Here is an 18,122-nt window from a genome sequence, read left to right as displayed (position 1 = left end):
TGGGCGGCGGTGGACATGCGGAACCTGAAGCGGATCGAATCGGCCGGCGGAGCGGCTCGCCTGCTGCTGGTCGTGGCCGCCCTGGCCGGGTTCTTCGCGATGCACGGTCTCGCAGCGACGGACTCCGCCGGCGCCCACCACCTCGGCAGCGTCGTCGCCCAGCACGACGCTCATGACGCGATGCCGGCAGCAGACGAACACGGCGCCATTGCGCCTGTGTTCGGCACCGCCACCGCGCAGGACCCGGCTCAGCACGACGCCGCGATGGTCGGCTGCGTGTTCACCCTCCTGGCGCTCGCCGGCGCGATCGCGCTGCGCGCGCTGTGGCTGACGGCCGCTCAGATCACGTCCGCCACCCGTTCCGGGCCGATGCTGAGTCACGGACCGGCACGCGCTCCACCCTGTCCTGTCTTCGTCTCCCTCTGCGTGTTCCGGCTGTAGGACCTGGCGCGCCCGGCGCGACCCGGGCTGCCAGTCCGCACACCGTCATGCCCTTGAGGGAGTACACCCATGTCCCCGATTCGTCCTTCCGCACGCCTCGGCGCCGCTGTCGCCGCGCTCGCCGTGCCGTTCGTGCTCGTAGCCTGCGGCGCTGACAACACCCCGACCAGCCCCCAGACCGGCACGCAGCCCGGCGCCGCGACGTCGGCGCCAGCAGGAGCGGGGGTCAGCCGCGAGCACAACGACGCTGACGTCCGATTCGCCCAGACCATGATCCCGCACCACCAGCAGGCCGTGGAAATGGCCGGCATGGCCACCGAACGAGCCACCAGCGCGGAGGTCAAGGACCTCGCCACACAGATCCGCTCCGCCCAGGACCCGGAGATCGCGACGATGACCGGCTTCCTGCAAGCCTGGGGCGCCGAGGTGCCCGCGACGGGAGCAATGAGCGGTATGGACCACGGCAGCATGCCCGGGATGGATCAGTCCGGCATGCCCGGGATGATGACCAAGGAGCAGATGCAGCAGCTCGGCGGCGCAACCGGGGCCGGCTTCGACACCATGTTCCTGCAGATGATGATCGCCCACCACCAGGGCGCGGTCACCGACGCGCAGCGCGAGCTCACCGAGGGCACCAACCCCGAGGCCAAGGCACTGGCCTCGCAGATCATCGAGGGCCAGACCGCGGAGATCACGCGGATGCAGCAGCTGCTGAAGACCGGCTGATCCGTCGCTCCGCAGGCGCGGCCGGTAGGGCGGTGCCCTCCCGGCCGCGCCTGCCATCTGGAGATCCTCATGAACCCCGCAGGAACCTCGTGCTGTCCTAACGTCCTTGCTCAGCGGTGAGAGCCGGTAATCTCAGAACTCGCTACCGACGGTCGGGCGAATGGTTTCGATATCCCCGGACTCTGCAAGACAATAACCAGCTAGCGGCCGCTCTTCGCGCTCGAACGGAATCGTCCAGGCGAGACATTTCCTGCAAGAACCGCCCGCGCGACAACCGGCCGCAGATCTACCGGCACAGGTGCGTTCGACGACCGGAGGTGCGCAACCGCCCGCCGCAGGCCGGCCACCTCGGCCCGCAGCGCTGCGAGCTCGCACTGCATGTCCGCGACGCTGTGGTCATCGCCAGGCTTGAAGGACTCGGCCATGTCCGCGATGCGGGCGAGCTCGCGAACGATGGGCTCCATCACATCGGCCATGGCACCGCCTTCGTCGACCTAGTGGTCCTACCATAATGTCCGCCCGGACGACAGCCCATGTGTCGCGACCCAACGATCAGCACATACCGGCTGTGCACCACCCCAAAGACTCGAAGGGCCGCTTTCGTCCGCGTTTCTTGACACTTGGGCCTGCTAGTGGTCAATCCGGTGCCGACCTCCATCCGCGGATCGGATCCGCCGGCGCTCATCCAGCCGCGCTGGTTGTTCCCGTTCCAGTCTCGGAGCGTGTGCCACCCCCGGATGGGATGGTCCGGGTAGCAAAGTCGCGAGCCCACGCCGACGTCGCCTGCACGCCGCCGAACGTGTAGAAGTGCGTCCGGACGTCGCCGTGGACGGCCGAATCGAGGCCCTCCGCCAGCGCCGAGAGGAACGCGTCCGGGCCGGCGGTGCCCATGAGGTTCGCGAGGGAGAATCCGTACTTGCGCGTGATCCCAGCAGAGGAGGCCACGCCGAACCGGCGGGCGTAGGAGAGCAGCCGCTTGATCCCGACCGGTCCGGGGACCCCGACGCGGACCTGCGCCTCGATCCCCTGCTGCCGCAACCCGCCGATCCAGCCGAGGACCGGCTGCACGTCGAAAGCGAACTGGGTGATCACTGCGGGGACCAGCCCCTGCTCGGTGAGCAATGCGAGCTTGGCGTGCAGGGCCTCGGCCAGCGCGTGGACGGCGATGTGCGGGTGGCCCTCGGGATAGCCGGCAAGGCTCACCCGCCGTACGCCGGCCTCCTGCAGCATTCCGCTGCGCAGCACCGAGAGGCTGTCGTGGTACCGGCCGGCGGGGGTCGTCGGGTCGCCACCGACCACGAAGACCTCGTCGAGCGCTTCGATCTCGCCGAGGGCCGCGATGAACTCGCGGAGCTCGGCCGGCGACCGCATGCGACGGGCCGCGATGTGCGGTACCGCGGCGAAGCCATGTCGCCGAGCCGCCGCTGCGGCGTCGATCCGTTCCTGCATCGTCTCGCCGGCGAGGTAGGCGATGTTGACTCGCGTCCCCGCCGGCAGGAGCGCTGCCGCCTCGTCGAGCCCTGCGGCGTCCCGCCCGGTCATCTCCAGTGAGAAGCCGTCGAGCACGTGGTGGCGCTGGTCGTTCTGCATCCGAGTGGCGAGATCATGGTCGAGGCGGGGTGGCGATGAGCGAACCGAGCTGCGCGGCGCGTTCGAGCCCGAGCCCGAGCCCGAGCCCGCGATGGTTCCGGGCGGCATGAGCATCTCCCATGGGATGGGTTGGGCGGATCAGAAGACGACGGTGGTACGCCCGTCGACGAGCACCCGGTCCTCGCAGTGCCAGCGGACGGCGCGGGCGAGCACGGCACGTTCGACGTCGGCGCCGGCCCGGGTGAGCTCGGCGACAGTGGCGCGGTGCGAGACCCGCGCGACGTCCTGCTCGATGATCGGGCCCTCGTCGAGGTCCTCTGTGGCGTAGTGGGCCGTGGCGCCGATGAGCTTCACGCCGCGTTGCTTGGCGCGCTCGTACGGGCCGGCGCCGGCAAAGGCCGGCAGGAACGAATGGTGGATGTTGATCACCGGCACCCGCACGCGCGCGAGGAAGTCCGCGGACAGGACCTGCATGTACCGGGCCAGCACGACGAGATCGACCCGCCCCGCCAGCACGTCCAGCTCGCGCTGCTCGGCTTCCGGCTTCGCGGCCCGGGTGACCGGGACGTGCGCGAAGGGCACCCCGAACGCGGCGACCTCGGCCGCCAGGTCCGGATGGTTGGACACGACTTGCACCACCGACATCGGAAGCTCCCCCCGCCGGGCGCGCCACAACAGGTCGAGCAGGCAGTGGTCGTACCGGGACACGAACAGCGCCACGCGCGTCGTCGACGAGGCGTCGCGCAGGTGGAACGTCCCGCCGATCGCGGGCGCGACCTGGTCGGCGAAGGCGTGTTCGAGCTCGGGCAACGCGTTCGACAGACCGGGCAGATGGAACTCGGTCCGCAGGAAGAACCCGCCGCCCACGGGCCCGGTGGAGAACTGGTCGGACTGCACGATGTTGGCACCGTGCCGATGCAGGAACGCGCTGATCCGGGCAACGACCCCTGGCCCGTCGGTGCACGAGACGACGAGCCGGCCGATGTCATGGCCGGCAGCCGGTTCGGGCCTTCCCGCCGGGCGCGGCCGTTCGACTGTGGTGGTCATCAACAGCGGGAGTGCTCGGGCTTGAACGGGCCCTCGACGTCGACGCCGCTGCGGGGCTGATGGGAGGTGGGCGCCGGGGTGTTCACGATCATGTCGGTCCTCTCAGGTGGTGAGGTCGGCGGCGTCGCGGAGCGCAGCGGCCCGGTCGTTTCGTTCCCAGGGCAGGTCGACGTCGGTGCGGCCGAAGTGGCCGTACGCCGCGGTCGGCGAGTAGATCGGGCGGTGCAGGTCCAGGTAGCCGCGGAACGCCGCCGGGCGCAGGTCGAAGTGCTCCGCGACCAGCTTCTCGATCAGCCGGCGGTCCACCCGCTCGGTACCGAACGTCTCCACCAACACCGACACCGGACGCGCGACGCCGATCGCGTACGCCACCTGGACCTCAGCGCGCCGGGCCAGACCCGCAGCGACCACGTTCTTGGCCACGTACCGGGCCGCGTACGCGGCGGAGCGGTCGACCTTCGACGGGTCCTTGCCGGAGAAGGCGCCGCCGCCATGGCGGGCGAACCCGCCGTAGGTGTCCACGATGATCTTCCTCCCGGTCAGCCCGGCGTCGCCGACCGGGCCGCCGATGACGAACCGGCCGGTCGGGTTGACCAGCAGGTCGGCGCGCAGCTCGTCCGCGTCGTAGAAGTCGGCCGGGAGTTCGGCGGTAACGACGTGCTGCCACAGGTCCTCGCGGATCTGCTCGGTCATCGCCTCCTCGGCGTGCTGGGTGGAGATCAGCACCCGCTCCACGGCCACCGGCGCGCCGTCGACGTAGCGGACCGACACCTGCGTCTTGCCGTCCGGCCGCAGGTAGCCGAGCGTTCCGTCCTTGCGCACCGCCGCGAGCCGGCGGGAGAGCCGGTGCGCCAGCGCGATCGGCATCGGCATGAGCTCGGGCGTCTCGTCGGTGGCGTAGCCGAACATCATTCCCTGGTCGCCGGCACCGGCCCGGTCGAGCTCGTCGTCGGAGAGTCGGCCGCGGTGCTCATGCGCCTGGTCGACGCCCTGGGCGATGTCCGGGGACTGCTTGTCCAGCGCGACGAGCACCGCGCAGGTGTGCCCGTCGAAGCCGTAGCGGCCGTCGTCGTAGCCGATGCGGTTGACGGTGTCACGGACGATCTGGGTGTAGTCGAGATGCTGCGGGGTCGTGATCTCCCCGGCGAGCACGACCATGCCGGTGGTGATCAGCGTCTCGCACGCCACGCGCGAGTGGGGGTCGTTCGTCAGCGCGGCGTCGAGCACGGCGTCGGAGATCGCGTCGGCGATCTTGTCCGGATGGCCCTCGGTCACCGACTCGGAGGTGAAGAGGTACTCGTGTGGCTCGGACTGGGTCATCGTGGTGCTCCTTCTCCGAAGGCGCCCTTGTCGTGGGCGGCGTCGTCGACGGCGGGGTTTTCGACGGCGGGGTTTTCGACGGAATCACCTGCGAGCGAGCGCCGGACCTGAGCGGTGCCGGCGACCATCGCGGCGAGCTTCGCCCGGGCGACGGCGCCGGTGAGGTTGCGCAGCCCGCAGTCCGGGTTGACCACCAGGCGGTCGGCGGGAACGAACTCGAGTGCCAAGCGGATGCGCGAGGCGATCAGGGCCGGGGTCTCGATCTGGTCGGTCTTGACGTCGACGACACCGACGCCGAGCACGCGGTCCCACCCGTGCTTCTCGACGACGGGCAGGTCGTCGTGGCCCTTGCGGGCGAACTCCAGGACGAGCTGGTCGACGGCGGCGTCCAGCACCGCGGGGAACAGGAAGTCGTAGTGGCCCTCCCACGAGGGCCGGGCGTAGCGGTTGCCGTAGCAGACGTGCAGCCCCCACGTGACGTCGACGCCCGCAGTGACGATGTTGATCGCCTCGACGGCGGTGCCCAGCTCGTTCGGGTAGCCGGCGAGGAACGGTTCGTCGATCTGCAGCAGCCGCGCGCCCCGCGCGGCCAGGGCGTGTGCCTCCGCGTTGAGGATCCGCGCGATCGCCAACACCAGGTCCCGACGGTCGGCGTAGGCCTCGTCGCGGACCCGCCGGGACAGGGAGAACGGGCCGGTGAACGAGAACTTGATCGGCCGGTCGGTCTGCGAGTCGGTGAACGCGAAGTCGTCGGCGAGCCCGAGCGGCGCCGGGCCGTCCGGCGCCGGCAGCGGCGCGTTCACCCGGGTGTCGAAGTAGTCGAAGTAGAAGTCCTTGGCGGTGTGCGCGATCTCGATGCCCGGCATGCGGGCGAGGAAGTAGTCCAGGTCGTTGTCGCGGCGCAGCTCACCGTCGGACACGATGTCGATCCTGGCCAGCTCCTGGTCGCGCAGCGCGGCCTTGATGGCCATCTCGTGCACGTCCTGCAGCTGGGCGTGGCTCATCTTCCCGCGGAAGTACTCGGTCTTGAGTCGCTCCATCCACTCCGGGACGGGATAGGAGCCGACAACCGTCGTGGGCAGCAGGGGCAGGCCATCCATCAATCCCTCACCTGCGCGGTCATCGTCACGATGTTGCCGCCGGTGCGGTGCCGAAAGCGGTCGTAGTGCACGTCGAAGCCGCGGCGGCGGCCGACGTGCGCCAGCAGCGGCCCGTTCACCCAGTTGACCACCGAGCCGTCGTACTTGCCGGGACCGCGGAAGTGCGTCCGGTAGCCCTCGATGTCGGTGACGAACAGGTCGTGGCAGACCAGCGTCCCGAACGGGTGCAGCAGCATCAGGCTGTCGACGAAACTGGCCAGCGCACCGTTGTTGACGTGCATCCGGACGTCCGCACCCGACTCCAGCAACGGGCGCAGCAGCTCCCCGCTCAACGGGATCTGCCCGACCCGGCCCGTCACGGGCGTGAGCGGGTAGGTGTCCAGCCCGGGCAGGGGGACGTAGCGCTCCTCCAGGCGCAGCGCCGCCCACGCTCGCCGCCAGAAGCCCACTGCGGAGTCGACGTCGGGGAAGTGCGCCGCGGCGGCCTCGGGGAGCAGCGCCGGGCCTAGCCGCAGCAGCTTGTGCACGAGCGCCGGTAGCTCCTGGGTGCTCGCCGCGACCGAGCCGGCCAGCTCGGCAGCCTCCCCCGCCGGCAGGTACGCCCTGGTCTGCACGCAGTACGTGCGGCCCCCGAGGTGCGCGACCTCGTCGGTGGGCAGGTTGTCGTAGACGTTCGAGATATAGACGAGGAAGACCTTGTACTGCAGGAAGCCCAGCGACGTCCGGGGTCGGGTGGCGTCCAGCGCGAACGAGCTGACGTGCGCGATGTGCTCGGCGACGGTCTCCCGTGCCAGGTCGAGGACGTGCTGGGAGTAGTCGCACATCAGGTAGTGCAGCCGCCGGTAGTAGCCGCGCCCGTGCTCGCGGTCACGATCACGGAACTCGTCGAGGAACACCTTGGCCTGGCTGCCGTTGCCCACCCCGAGCTCGACGACGTACAGCTCCTCGGGCAGCGCGTTCGACGCGGACAACCGGTCCCACACCGCGAACAGCCCGTCGATGAGCTCGCGCGCCGCGTCACGGTTGCGGGCGTCGCTCTCCCCGCCGGGCAACGCCTGCTCGTACCCGCACCCCGTCGCCTTCTCCCACAGCTCGAGCGCCGACCAGTAGAGCGCGTTGAAGTCCCAGACGAGGGACTCACTCCCGCGCCCCCACCCCTCCAGCACCGCCCGGTCCGGCGCACTGCGCAGCAGCGTGGCGGTCAGCTCCTTGAGCGCGACGTCGTGGCTGCGTCGCACGTCGACGGCGACCTCGAGGTCGTCCTCGCGCGCGCCCATCGGAACCGGGACGGCGCCGCCGCCTGCCGGTGCGGAGTGCAGGATCGGCCTGAGGTCCACGACGTCACGGAAGTTCTCGCGGTACTGCACCCAGTCGGACACCACCCGCACCTTCGCCAGATCCACCGCGCCCTCACCCAGCGCCTCCACGACAGGGACGAGGGAGGTCGTCAGGTCCACCGGCTTCGTGCCGCGGAGCCGGGTGTGCGGTCGGAAGTCAACGAGCATCGGCGATCGCCCTTCGCGTTTTTGAAAAGCAATGTCTGAATCGGGCCGACGATATGTGGGCGCGCTTCTCACACCGCTTCTACATCAACACCGGCTCACCGTCGCCGTTGAATTCGGCCACGGGCTCGGCGCTGGTTCCTGTTCACCCTGACAGGAGGGTGGCGCTCGGTCTTCGGGCCGCGCCTCAAAGGTGGGGGGAGACTCGCTGTCGTTCGCCACAACGGCCTCTCGTCAGCGCGCGCGTGGTCGCGCGTGCCCGCGGTGCAGCACCGTCCGGGCGGTCTGAGGCCGGTTGTGCTCGACCCTCACCCGGAACCCGGCACGGGTTGTGGTATCGCACAGGACCGGCCGGAACGCCCCACCATGCGTTGCCGCCGGCTGGGAGGCGGCCATAGAGTCCGGACATGTCGGCAACCGACGCGCCCACTGGCGGGCTCTCCGCAGCTCACCGGCGCGCGGACGGAATACGACACGTCGACGACGAGTTGGTCCGCCTGCGCAGGCTCGTGGCGATGTGCAGCCACCTTTCCGCGGCCGCCGCGCAACAGACCGAGCTCGAACCGGTTCTCCGATTCCTCGCGACGAACACGAACTCCTCGGTCGCCGTTCTGGACCGAGGGTTCGAGGTGCTCGCCGCGGCCGGCGCGGCAGACGGCGAGGGGATCGTCGCCCGGACCCGCAGCCACGCCGGCCAAGCCGGGCTCAAGAGCGTGCTCGCCGCCGCGGCACGCAACCGGCGGGCCCTTCGCGTGCCCGGCCGCGAGCGGGACGGTTCGGTGGTCGTCGCCCCCGTATCGGTCGGAGACGAGGTCGCCGGGTACCTCGTCGCGATCAGAGACGACGTGGGCAGCGACGACGTGGGCAGCGACGACGTGGGCGGCATGGGGGGCGGCATAGGCGGCGACCTGATGCTGCTCGCGAGCGAGCACACCGCCATGGTCTGCGGAGTGCTGCTCGGCCGGGAGATCGTCGTCACCGCTGCCGCCGGGCGAGCGCGCCGCGAGCTCGTCGAGGGCCTCCTGCTCGCCCGTGGGCAGGACGACGGCGAGGCGTCCCGGTGGGCGAAGCACCTCGGCTATGACGAGCGCCAGTACCACGCCGTCGTGTCCGTCGCGCTCACCAAGGACAGCCAGGCTGCCGAGCAGGCCGCAGTAGAGAGCCTGCTCACCCGCCTCGCCTGCGACGCGATCCTGGTCAGCCGTACCGATGAGGTCGTGGCCATCGTGGCGGAGCCCGCCCGTGGCGGGGGCGCCGTCGAGCACGCCCGACGGATCGCGACGAACTGCGTCACGGAACTGGGCGGACGCGGTCTCTCCGTCGCCGCCGTCGGGATCGGCAACCAGTACCGCCCAGCCGCCGAGATCGCGAGCTCGTACTCGGAAGCGCGGCGCGCGGTCGCGGCCGGCGAGCGGATAGGGCCGGGCAACGTCACCCTGTTCGCGGAGCTCGGCATCCACCGGCTCCTCCTTCGGTTCCCCGACGTCGCCGAGCTGCGGGCGTTCGCCGAGGACATCCTCGGCCGGCTCGTCCAGGAGGACGAGACGACAGGCACCGACTACGTGACGACACTCTCGGTGTACTTCAAGGAACTGGGCAGCCCAAGCCGCGCCGCCAAGCAGCTCCACGTGCACCCGAACACGGTGGCCTACCGCCTGCGCCGGGCCGAGGAGATCACCGGGCTGCGGCTCGACCTGCAACGGGACCGGCTGATGGCCGAGATAGCCGTGGAGATCCTGGAAGGGATGAGCAGCCGACGATGACCACCAACGTATCGGGGGTCCTTGCCCGCCTCGCCGACCGTACGCTGGTCTTCGACGGCGCGATGGGAACGATGCTGCACGCCGCCGGCAACTCCCTCGACCAGGCCCTACCCGCGATCTCGCTCTCCGATCCCGGACTGGTACGCGCCGTCCACGACAGCTACGTCGACGCCGGGGTCGACATCATCCAGACCAACACGTTCGGCGCCAGCCGCCTGCGGCTCGCGGAGTACGGCCTCGCAGACCGCACCGAAGAGATCAACCGCAGCGCGGTGCGCATCGCCCGAGACGCCGCACGAGGCGGCCGCCCGATCCTCGTCGCGGGGTCCGTCTCCCCCGCGGTGAGCGTGCAGCAGCGCAGGCGGGTGGACGCGGAAGCCCGTATCGAAGCGCTCAAGGAGCAGATCACCACGCTTGCCGACGCCGGGGTCGACCTCGTCCTGCTGGAGACGTTCGGCTACCTCGACGAGCTCCTCGAAGCCGTCGAGGTCGCCGTCGACGTCGTGTCGATCCCGGTGATCGCCCAAGCCACCTTCGGCCACGACGCCCGCACCCTCAGCGGGCACACCCCGCGGGAGGTCGCGCAGGCACTCGCCGGCGCACCCATCGCGGCGATCGGCACGAACTGCACCATCGGGCCCCAGCGGATGCTCGCGGTCGTCCGCGAGCTCCGCGCGCACACCGACCTCCCACTCACCGGCCAGCCGAACGCCGGCCTCCCCCGCCGCACCGGACCGGCGCGCTTCGAGTACGACATCGACTCCGAGTACCTCGTGCGCTACGTCCGCCAGCTGCTCGACGCCGGCGCGAACGTCGTCGGCGGGTGCTGCGGCACGACCCCGACGCAGCTCGCGGCCGTCGTCGAGATGGTCACCGACCACCGAGGCCACACGGCTAAGAGGCTCGCGGCGGCGTCGGTCCGCGAGCCGGCGACCTCCCCCGCCGCCACCCTGTCCTTCTCCGATCCCGGCCCGCTGGTGGCCGTCGAGCTCACCCCCGAGATCAGCGGCGACATCGACAGCTCGGTGGACCTCGCCGCACAGCTGGCGAACAGCGGGCCAGACCTGGTCTCCGTCGGAGCCGGCAGCGGGCCGCGTGCCCGCATCAGCCCGGCCGACCTCGCGCTGAACCTGCACCAGCGACTCGGACTCGAGGTCATGGCAACGGTCACCACCTGGGACCGGACCATCATGGCGCTGCAAGCCGACCTGCTCGGAGCGCACGCGCTCGGACTCCACCGCATCATCTGCGAGACCGGCAGCCCACCCCTGCTCGGTGACTACCCGCACGTCGACGGCGTCTGGGACGTCGACGCGATCGGACTCATCGAACTGCTCACCGGGCTCAACGAGGGCACCGACTTCTACGGCCTGCAACTGCCCACCAAAACCACCTTCGAGATCGGCACCCGGATCAACCCCGGCAGCAGCGACGTGACCCAGGCCGTTGCCCGCACCCGCGACAAGATCGCCGCCGGCGCCCAGTTCCTCATCACCCGACCGCTCTACGACCTCACCGACCTCGAACGCCTGCTTGACGCGATCGGCAACGACATACCCCCCGTGCTCGCTGCCGTACGCCCGTTGACCGGGTTCGAGGAAGCCGAGTACCTCGCCCACGAGGTGCCCGACATCCACATCCCCGACGCCGTGCTGGACGCCCTCGAGCGGGCCGGAGCCGAGGCGCCCGAGGCCGGGCTGGAGCTGGCAGCCGAGCTCGCCGCGGCGGTCAAGCCACTAGTCAAAGGGCTGGTGATCACACCGACCCGCGATCCGGTGCACACCGTGCACCGGATCCTGGGCACCTGACCTGCCGCGGCGACGGCTGTGGGATCAGAGGGTGGGGTAGCTCGGCTGGGGCGGGAGTAGACCCAGATGTACTCGGCGAGCTCGTCGTCGGACGCGGGGTCGCCGGCGTGGGCCTTGGATGATGGAAGCAGTAGGTCCGGTAGGCCTCGACCGGTCGGTGACCAGCTCTTCCGCGAGCGGGTGCTGCTGGTCGAAGGGTGAAGTTTGCCTCCGAATCCGGTCGAACGGTCGGGTTCTTCACCCACGGCCGGCCCTCCGCGGCGTGGTTCCCCAAGATCAGCGATGTGGGCGTTTCTCGGGCGAGAAACGCGGAGGGCGGTCCCCCGTCGGGGGGAACCACCCATCGTGCCGTCGGGACGACGGGATGTGAACCTGCGCCCCCTTTGACTCCCGGTTCCGGCCCGGATGGTGGATCCGGGCTCAAACTCAGTGGTCGCCGAAGACCACCGTGTAGTGCGCGCGCCTGCGATCCTCGCCTTCGTACGCCATTGCCACTGCGAAGGTCTTGGACCGACGGTCCAGCATCCAGTTGTTATGGGTGGGCGACGACTTCCACCACGCCAGCGCGGACTGCCAGGTCGCGCCTGTGCCGCGCCCCCAGTAGGTGATCTCGCCGACGTACCCCGTGTAGCCGGAGCAGAACTGCACCCGCTGTGGGATGTTCATGTTCCGGCTGTCGATGTGGTTTGCCGGGGAGGACCCGCGGTTGTAGCTGTCGAGGCTGGCCCACATCGCCGGGCGCGCGAGCGTCCGCGAGTACGTTAGCCCGGCCAGCCCGTTCTGGGCCCGATACGTATTGATCGCGTTGGCCAGATCGATCTCCCAATCGCGATGGTCGAGGGCGAGCCCATCGACGTACGAGCCGAGGCCACCACGGCCTCCGGGGTTGTAGGTACAGTCGGCCGGGGCGGCCGAGGCCGGCGCGGCGACTGCGAATACCGCGGCTCCGCCGACGACGGTGGCGGTCAGGGCACGGGCGACCTTGCGGTTCAGTTTGCTGTTCACCTGGCGTCTCCTTGCAGTGGAAATGGACGAAGCGCAGGCTGACGTTGCGATCTGCCCGCGCAGATCTTACTGATCGGTCGACGTCCGGCACCATTCACCGAACAAGAAGTGCTGAGCCAATTAATGGCAGCGGCCGCCAACGAATCGAACCAACAGCTGGAACGATGGAACACGGCTTTCACGCCCCCGGTTCCGGGAACGGCGACCCCTGCCGACCGGGCGGCCGGCCTGCATCGTTCGGTGGATGAGGCGACGAGGCTGCCGTCCCTGCCGCGCCGCCGTTCGCGCTGGTGAGTACGACCATCGCGTAGCGCCACGTGCCGGCGCGGGTCAGCCGGGCGACGCTGGTGGCACGATCTCCGATCACCAGCGCGAGATTCCCATGCTGCACGACGACGCCGGAACCGGCGAGGAACCCGTGCTCGGTGGACAGCGCGCCGACGACCCGCCGGATCTCGGGGCGTCCCCGGGCGCGCAACCCGGGGCCCGCGTCGAGGACCCCGGCCGGCTCGAACAGCCCGGCTACGCCGTCGACATCGCGCAGGACGAGAGCGTCCTCCAATGCTGTCTCCAACTCCTCGGGACTCATGGCTTCGACCGCAGCGGACGGCATCGAGACATGTGCGTGTGCAATCTTCGGACGCGGTCGGCGAAGAACCTCTTTGGCCGATGAGACATGCCCTCGACGCTACTAAGAGATCCGCCGAACGGACCATTCCACAAATCTGGTATCTAGCGGCCACGCGAGCCGCCGTACCGTGAGCGGCCATGCCGAAGCCGACGTCGCAGCGCGCCGCGGAAAAGATCGCGAAAGTGGCGGCGCGACCGAACGACCTAGTGACCTTGTGGCGGGAAGTCACCGACGTACTCGCGGAGGCGATTCCGCACTACTGGGAGCCCTGCTTCTACAGCGTGGACCCCGCGTCCTTGCTGATCACAAGCCACTTCCAGGAGAACCTTGCGGAGTTCCCGCCCGAGTGCTTGACCGCCGAGTATTACGACGATGATGTCAACCAGCTTGCCGACCTGGCCCGGTCGGCCAGCGGCATCACCACGTTGCACGACGCCACCCGCGGCGACCCACGCCGCAGTCCCCGCTGGCACCGGAACATGAAACTAGGCGGCGATCAAGAAATGATCGTCGCGCTGAGGACCCGTTCCGGCGAAATGTGGGGAGCGGCGGCCCTGTATCGAGAACCGGGCCGCCCACTGTTCACCAGCGACGAGAAAGAGTTGCTGCGCAGCCTCGCTCCGCACCTTGCCGAGGGCACCCGACGGGCGCTGCTGGTCGGCGCGGCCACCGACCCTGAGGGCCTCGAGTCACCCGGACTGATCATCCTCAACGACCGCGGGGACGTCGAGTCCGCGACGCCGGGAACGGATCGCTGGCTGTCCGAACTCCCGGGTGGCGACGCCGACGGCGCAGCGCTGCCCCCCGCGGTGCTCTCGGTCGCCACCCGCGCCCTACGCACCGCCAAGTCCCGCGACCGGCCAGGCGAAGTCGCGCTCGCCCGGGTGCTCTCCCGCGGCGGTACCTGGGTGGTGCTGCACGGCGCGAGCCTGGACTCCGCCCGCGAGCACCGAGTCGCCGTCATCATCGAGCCGGCGCACCCAGCGCGTATCTACCCGCTACTGATGTCGGCCTACGGCCTCACCGAGCGCGAGCGTGACGTGACCCGGTTGACCCTGCAGGGCTTCTCCACCGCCCAGATCGCCGACGAGCTCGTCGTCTCCACCCACACCGTGCAACAGCACCTGAAGAGCATCTTCGAAAAGACAGGCGTCCGCAGCCGCCGCGACCTGGTCGGCAAGGTGTTCTTCACCCACTACGAGCCACGCTTCCGCGACAACGAAGAGCGCGTGGCAACACAGCGTCCGATCCGCGGCGGACCGGCCCACCGATAGGCCGCGTGACCCGCCCGGTGCCCTCGTGAAGCGCCCGGGTGCGCCCACCAGGCGTACAGGATTGTCATCGCTGCGGCTCCGGCGTTCCTCTGGCCGGCTGCTGTTGGCGAGGAGGCTTCCTACTGTCCCGGATTCATGTCGTAGGTCACCTCGAAGAAGAGTTCGAGTCCGCCGTGAGCAGCGGCTTCCGCCCGATGCCCCCGGCCGTGAACGTCGTCCAGGCACCGTTCACGTCGGTGTCCCCGTCGGGGCGCCAGTCGTTTGCGTACACGAGGCCGGGCTCCACCATCTCCAGACCGTCGAAGAACTCCCGCTGCTCCGCCCAGGTGCGGAACCGGCCGGTGCCGACCCGGGAGGTCATCTGCTCCTCCATCATCTTGGCGCGCGGGTCGTCGTCGTCGAGGAAGTTGGTCACCAGGAGGTAGCTGCCAGGAGGCATCCGGTTTTTGATGTAGCGGGCGACGCCAACCGGGTCCCGCTCGTCGGGTAGATGATGCAAGATCGCCGACAGCAGCACCGCGTACGGCTGGTCGAAGTCGATGAACCGGCGGGTCTCGGGGTGCTCCAAGATCGACTCCGGCTCGCCGGCGTCGGCCTGAATCACCGTGGTGGTGTCGTTGTCGGCCAGCAGTGCCCTGGCGTGCGCCAGCACGATCGGGTCGATGTCGACATAGACCACACGCACCGACGGGTCGATCTCGTGGGCGATCTCGTGCACGTTGCCCGCCGTGGGCAACCCGGACCCGAAGTCGATGATCTGCTTCACCCCCGCCTCGCCGACGAGGTACCGGACGCCCCGCCGGAGGAACGCGCGGTTGTCGACGGCCAGCGGCACCGAGCCCGGAAACGCCGCAGAGAGCGCCGCAACGGTGTCCCTGTCGACTTGGAAGTTGTTCTTGCCGCCGAGGGCGTAGTCGTAGATCCGCGCCACCGACGGAACGGTCGTGTCAATCTCCGGCGGTAGCTGCCCCGGCGTGCTCAGGTACTCGCGCCGCCAGCTCTCTGGATCGCCCACTGTCCCACCCCTTCATCTCCGGACCGGCGCCTGGTGCTCCGCTCCGAGTACTCCGTGAGGGCACCGGCCAGGACTTCCGCCACGCACTGAGCCGCGCCCACGGCCATATCATCTTTGATCCACATCTTCGCCCGCACGCGGTCCCTCAGCAACGCGCACGATCGCCGCCACGCACGCTGCACGTCTGGTAGCCGAGGCCGGCCAGCTTGCCGTGCACGTGCCAGTAGCCCCGGGGTCGGGTTTTCGGTAGTCAGGCGCACTGCACACATAAACTGCGCCACACATAAACTGCGCCTATGCCTCTGCCCTCTCGCGTCAGCGAGCTGACCAGCTTTGATCTGCTGTTGAGCGTGGCTGAGCTGGGGAGTATTGGGCGCGCGGCAGCGGCGCACCAGATGTCCCAGCCCGCCGCGAGCGCGCGGTTGCGGCAACTGGAGCATCACGTCGGCGTTCGCCTGCTGGAGCGGGGGGCACGCGGTGCGCGGTTGACGACCGTTGGTGAGTTGGTGGCCAGTTGGGCTCAGCCGGCGGTGGACCGCGCCGCCGATCTCGAAGCGGGGATCGCGGCCCTGCGGATGGACCGGCACACTCATCTGCGGATCGCGGCCAGTCTGACCGTGGCCGAGTACTTGCTGACCCCGTGGTTGATCGCCTTGCGGGCAGCCGATCCGGACACGGTGACCGCGCTCAGGTGCGGGAACTCCGCTGAGGTCGCCACGCAGGTGCTCGCCGGGGAGGCCGAGATCGGGTTCATCGAGGGACCGAAGGTGCCCGGGGGCGTGCAGGCTCGTGAAGTCGCGCGCGACGAGCTGGCGGTGGTGGTGGGGCCATCCCACGCGTGGGCGCGGCGGCGCCGCGTGCGTGCCGCGGATTTGGTCGCCACACCGCTGGTCAGCCGGGAACCAGGCTCCGGCACCCGGCAGGCATGGGAACAGGCGGTGCGCGAACAGCTCGACGCCGACCTGGCCGCTCCGATCCTCGAGGTGTCCTCGACCACGGCGATCAAGGCAGCCGCGATGGGAGGGATCGGCCCCGCGGTGCTCAGCGTGCGCGCAGTCACGGCCGAATTGGCCGCCGGAACGCTGGTGCGACTGGCCGTGCCCGGTCTGGATCTCACCCGGCGACTGCACGCGATCTGGCCGGTCGGGCACACGCTGCAGGGCCCGGCGCGTGACTTGTTGACCATCGCACTGCGAAGCGCTGTCGGCTGACCCTGTCGTGATCGGCCGCCACCCGTCGATGTGGGTGCTACTCGACAGGAGGCCGAGCCATAAGCCCAGGTTATGTATCCATCGGCAATTTCGCCTACTCGACATCGGTGACAACGCACAGAGTGGCCCTATGACAACGTCGAGGACCACCCAGACCACGACAGGGGCTACTTCCGCAACCGACCGCAACGGCCGTGGAGTCGTCAAGCCCACGCCCGCGGAGCTGATGGAGGACACCGGTAGCGGCCTGGACTACGGGGTCCGGCCGGACCGCATGCCGGGCTTCCTCACCCCGACCGATCGCTTCTACATCCGCAGCCACGCGCCCACCCCCCGACTGGATCCTGCGACGTGGACGCTCCGGGTCGAGGGCGGCGGGGTGCACGAACCGGTCACGTACACCTACGACGACCTGTGGAATCGATTTCCGCACGTTTCCGTGGTCCGGACGATCGAGTGCGCGGGCAATCGCCGGGTGCTGTTCGGTGAGGAGGTCGGGCGCCCGTTCGCGGGCACGCAATGGGGGCGCGGTGCGATCGGGACCGCGGAGTGGACCGGCGTCCGGCTCCGCGACCTGCTCGAACCGGCCGGAATCACGACCGAGGCTTGCGAGGTCATGCCGGAAGGACTGGACGAGATCCGGGCCCGCCGGCCGCTGCCGCTGGACAAGGCGAGGGCCGACGACACCGTGGTCGCGTTGGCCATGAACGGCGAGGTGCTCGCGCCCGATCACGGGTTCCCAGCCCGCCTGGTGGTGTCCGGGTGGCTCGGTGCGGCCAGCATCAAGTGGCTGGGTCGGATCGAGGTCTCGGAAGCGGCCCTGTACGTGCCGTGGAACACCGAGGATTACGTGGTGATCGGCCCAAACGTCCCCGCGGATGAGCATGCACGCGGCCCGGCGATCACCGCGCTCCCGGTGTCGAGCCTGGTGGAGCTGCCCTGGCCGGCGCGCCTCCGGGCGGCACCGCAGGTGATCCGAGGACGGGCGTTCGCGGGCGAGAACCGGGTCGTGCGAGTCGAGTACCGCATCGACGAGGGCCCCTGGCAGGACGCACCGATCGTGTCGCCGCAAACGCCGGGGGCGTGGGTGCGCTGGCAGATCTTCTGGGATCCGGAACCGGGCGAGCACACTCTCCGGGTCCGCGCGACCGATGACCAGGGCAACACCCAACCAGACTCCTCGTCGTGGAACGAGCTGGGCTATCTTCAGCGTTCGGTGCTGGCACACCCCGTGCACGTCGAATCCGCGACGCGTCGCGAGCCGTCACACCGGGAGTGGGAAATTGCGTCCCGGCCGAGCCGCCGGGTCGCATGATGACGTTGCAACTACTCGACCGGCGGGTGCCAACCGGCGACGAGCAGGAGCCGGACTACCGCTTCACGCTCGCCAACGAGCGGACCTTCCTCGCCTGGATCCGCACTGCGCTCGCGCTGATCGCCGGTGGCGTCGCCGTGGTCCAACTCGCTCCGACGTTCGGAATTCCGGGAGGACGGCACATCCTCGGCGTGTTGCTCACCGCTGGAGGCGCTCTTCTGGCGGCGCTGGCCGTCCGGCGCTGGCAACGAGTACAGGCCGCGATGCGCCGAGATACAGACCTGCCACCGACGCGACTTCCGCTACTACTCGGCTTTGGCCTCCTGGCAGTGACGATCCTGGTGCTCGCCGTGCTGCTCGTCCCGGCGCCGTAG

Annotated in this window: 17 protein-coding genes; 8 read left to right on the top strand and 9 right to left on the bottom strand. The window is 69.7% G+C overall.

Features of this window, described 5'->3' with window-relative positions; translation table 11 throughout:
* The first annotated feature begins 9 nt into the window (after positions 1 to 9).
* Both ABD143_RS37335 and ABD143_RS37330 read left to right on the top strand, forming a co-directional pair.
* Positions 10 to 441 (top strand): hypothetical protein, encoded by a 432-nt coding sequence (locus tag ABD143_RS37335; RefSeq protein WP_343988296.1) that lies wholly within the window; start codon positions 10 to 12, stop codon positions 439 to 441.
* Positions 442 to 510: 69 nt separating this feature from the next.
* The gene (locus ABD143_RS37330) at positions 511 to 1,167 is read left to right on the top strand and encodes a DUF305 domain-containing protein (protein ID WP_343988293.1); all 657 of its coding nucleotides are present in this window, start codon (positions 511 to 513) and stop codon (positions 1,165 to 1,167) included.
* Positions 1,168 to 1,367: 200 nt separating this feature from the next.
* On the opposite strand, the gene ABD143_RS37325 is transcribed toward ABD143_RS37330, so the two are convergent.
* The 6 genes from ABD143_RS37325 to ABD143_RS37300 form a co-directional block, all read right to left on the bottom strand.
* A complete protein-coding gene (locus ABD143_RS37325; protein WP_343988290.1) occupies positions 1,368 to 1,643 on the bottom strand; it encodes a hypothetical protein in 276 nt (91 codons plus the stop codon).
* A 205-nt stretch (positions 1,644 to 1,848) separates the two neighbouring features.
* Positions 1,849 to 2,757 carry a methylenetetrahydrofolate reductase gene (locus tag ABD143_RS37320; protein ID WP_343988288.1) on the bottom strand — a complete coding sequence of 303 codons (909 nt, stop codon included), beginning with the start codon at positions 2,755 to 2,757 and terminating at the stop codon, positions 1,849 to 1,851.
* A 138-nt stretch (positions 2,758 to 2,895) separates the two neighbouring features.
* A complete protein-coding gene (gene purU / locus ABD143_RS37315) occupies positions 2,896 to 3,804 on the bottom strand; it encodes a formyltetrahydrofolate deformylase (RefSeq protein WP_343988285.1) in 909 nt (302 codons plus the stop codon).
* Positions 3,805 to 3,906: 102 nt separating this feature from the next.
* Complete coding sequence (gene metK, locus ABD143_RS37310) at positions 3,907 to 5,124, bottom strand: methionine adenosyltransferase (RefSeq protein WP_343988282.1); 1,218 nt, start codon at positions 5,122 to 5,124, stop codon at positions 3,907 to 3,909.
* The gene (locus ABD143_RS37305) at positions 5,121 to 6,224 is read right to left on the bottom strand and encodes a uroporphyrinogen decarboxylase/cobalamine-independent methonine synthase family protein (protein WP_343988279.1); all 1,104 of its coding nucleotides are present in this window, start codon (positions 6,222 to 6,224) and stop codon (positions 5,121 to 5,123) included. The genes metK and ABD143_RS37305 overlap by 4 nt, the downstream gene beginning before the upstream one ends.
* Entirely contained in the window at positions 6,224 to 7,729 is a 1,506-nt protein-coding gene (locus ABD143_RS37300) for a hypothetical protein (protein WP_343988277.1), read from the bottom strand. Before ABD143_RS37300 ends, ABD143_RS37305 begins: the two co-directional genes overlap by 1 nt.
* 404 nt (positions 7,730 to 8,133) lie before the next feature.
* On the opposite strand from ABD143_RS37300, the gene ABD143_RS37295 reads away from it, so the two are divergent.
* Positions 8,134 to 9,489: a PucR family transcriptional regulator gene (locus tag ABD143_RS37295; RefSeq protein WP_343988274.1), complete on the top strand. Its 1,356-nt coding sequence runs from the start codon at positions 8,134 to 8,136 to the stop codon at positions 9,487 to 9,489.
* Positions 9,486 to 11,297, top strand: coding sequence for a bifunctional homocysteine S-methyltransferase/methylenetetrahydrofolate reductase (locus ABD143_RS37290; RefSeq protein ID WP_343988271.1), 1,812 nt, complete (start codon positions 9,486 to 9,488; stop codon positions 11,295 to 11,297). Before ABD143_RS37295 ends, ABD143_RS37290 begins: the two co-directional genes overlap by 4 nt.
* Positions 11,298 to 11,723: 426 nt before the next feature.
* Here ABD143_RS37290 and ABD143_RS37285 read toward each other — a convergent pair whose 3' ends face one another.
* Together ABD143_RS37285 and ABD143_RS37280 are read right to left on the bottom strand one after the other, a co-directional pair.
* The gene (locus tag ABD143_RS37285) at positions 11,724 to 12,302 is read right to left on the bottom strand and encodes a CAP domain-containing protein (RefSeq protein ID WP_343988269.1); all 579 of its coding nucleotides are present in this window, start codon (positions 12,300 to 12,302) and stop codon (positions 11,724 to 11,726) included.
* A gap of 178 nt (positions 12,303 to 12,480) precedes the next feature.
* The gene (locus ABD143_RS37280; protein ID WP_343988266.1) at positions 12,481 to 12,891 is read right to left on the bottom strand and encodes a YybH family protein; all 411 of its coding nucleotides are present in this window, start codon (positions 12,889 to 12,891) and stop codon (positions 12,481 to 12,483) included.
* A gap of 179 nt (positions 12,892 to 13,070) precedes the next feature.
* Between ABD143_RS37280 and ABD143_RS37275 the strand changes: the two genes are divergently transcribed.
* Positions 13,071 to 14,207 (top strand): response regulator transcription factor, encoded by a 1,137-nt coding sequence (locus ABD143_RS37275; RefSeq protein ID WP_343988263.1) that lies wholly within the window; start codon positions 13,071 to 13,073, stop codon positions 14,205 to 14,207.
* Between the two features lie 145 nt (positions 14,208 to 14,352).
* Here the strand turns inward: ABD143_RS37275 and ABD143_RS37270 are convergent, their stop codons facing one another.
* A complete protein-coding gene (locus ABD143_RS37270; protein ID WP_343988260.1) occupies positions 14,353 to 15,222 on the bottom strand; it encodes an SAM-dependent methyltransferase in 870 nt (289 codons plus the stop codon).
* Positions 15,223 to 15,518: 296 nt separating this feature from the next.
* On the opposite strand from ABD143_RS37270, the gene ABD143_RS37265 reads away from it, so the two are divergent.
* The 3 genes from ABD143_RS37265 (at position 15,519) to ABD143_RS37255 (ending at position 18,122) form a co-directional block, all read left to right on the top strand.
* On the top strand, positions 15,519 to 16,433 hold the full coding sequence (locus tag ABD143_RS37265) for a LysR family transcriptional regulator (RefSeq protein ID WP_343988257.1): 915 nt from the start codon (positions 15,519 to 15,521) through the stop codon (positions 16,431 to 16,433).
* Positions 16,434 to 16,563: 130 nt separating this feature from the next.
* On the top strand, positions 16,564 to 17,748 hold the full coding sequence (locus ABD143_RS37260; protein WP_343988255.1) for a sulfite oxidase: 1,185 nt from the start codon (positions 16,564 to 16,566) through the stop codon (positions 17,746 to 17,748).
* Positions 17,748 to 18,122 carry a YidH family protein gene (locus ABD143_RS37255; protein ID WP_343988252.1) on the top strand — a complete coding sequence of 125 codons (375 nt, stop codon included), beginning with the start codon at positions 17,748 to 17,750 and terminating at the stop codon, positions 18,120 to 18,122. The genes ABD143_RS37260 and ABD143_RS37255 overlap by 1 nt, the downstream gene beginning before the upstream one ends.

The sequence above is a fragment of the Pseudonocardia aurantiaca genome (assembly GCF_039526725.1).
Taxonomy (GTDB): domain Bacteria; phylum Actinomycetota; class Actinomycetes; order Mycobacteriales; family Pseudonocardiaceae; genus Pseudonocardia; species Pseudonocardia aurantiaca.
Note: the sequence above shows the minus strand (reverse complement) of the source record. Positions and strands in the feature narration are given on the sequence as shown.

What these genes read in the sequence shown, in the direction of transcription:
- ABD143_RS37300 (WP_343988277.1), bottom strand. Translation starts at nt 7,729, where the DNA reads ATGCTCGTTGACTTCCGACCGCACACCCGGCTCCGCGGCACGAAGCCG.
- ABD143_RS37295 (WP_343988274.1), top strand. Translation starts at nt 8,134, where the DNA reads ATGTCGGCAACCGACGCGCCCACTGGCGGGCTCTCCGCAGCTCACCGG.
- ABD143_RS37265 (WP_343988257.1), top strand. Translation starts at nt 15,519, where the DNA reads ATGCCTCTGCCCTCTCGCGTCAGCGAGCTGACCAGCTTTGATCTGCTG.
- ABD143_RS37305 (WP_343988279.1), bottom strand. Translation starts at nt 6,224, where the DNA reads ATGGATGGCCTGCCCCTGCTGCCCACGACGGTTGTCGGCTCCTATCCC.
- ABD143_RS37330 (WP_343988293.1), top strand. Translation starts at nt 511, where the DNA reads ATGTCCCCGATTCGTCCTTCCGCACGCCTCGGCGCCGCTGTCGCCGCG.
- purU (WP_343988285.1), bottom strand. Translation starts at nt 3,804, where the DNA reads ATGACCACCACAGTCGAACGGCCGCGCCCGGCGGGAAGGCCCGAACCG.
- ABD143_RS37280 (WP_343988266.1), bottom strand. Translation starts at nt 12,891, where the DNA reads ATGAGTCCCGAGGAGTTGGAGACAGCATTGGAGGACGCTCTCGTCCTG.
- ABD143_RS37320 (WP_343988288.1), bottom strand. Translation starts at nt 2,757, where the DNA reads ATGCAGAACGACCAGCGCCACCACGTGCTCGACGGCTTCTCACTGGAG.
- metK (WP_343988282.1), bottom strand. Translation starts at nt 5,124, where the DNA reads ATGACCCAGTCCGAGCCACACGAGTACCTCTTCACCTCCGAGTCGGTG.
- ABD143_RS37290 (WP_343988271.1), top strand. Translation starts at nt 9,486, where the DNA reads ATGACCACCAACGTATCGGGGGTCCTTGCCCGCCTCGCCGACCGTACG.
- ABD143_RS37325 (WP_343988290.1), bottom strand. Translation starts at nt 1,643, where the DNA reads ATGGCCGATGTGATGGAGCCCATCGTTCGCGAGCTCGCCCGCATCGCG.
- ABD143_RS37275 (WP_343988263.1), top strand. Translation starts at nt 13,071, where the DNA reads ATGCCGAAGCCGACGTCGCAGCGCGCCGCGGAAAAGATCGCGAAAGTG.
- ABD143_RS37260 (WP_343988255.1), top strand. Translation starts at nt 16,564, where the DNA reads ATGACAACGTCGAGGACCACCCAGACCACGACAGGGGCTACTTCCGCA.
- ABD143_RS37255 (WP_343988252.1), top strand. Translation starts at nt 17,748, where the DNA reads ATGACGTTGCAACTACTCGACCGGCGGGTGCCAACCGGCGACGAGCAG.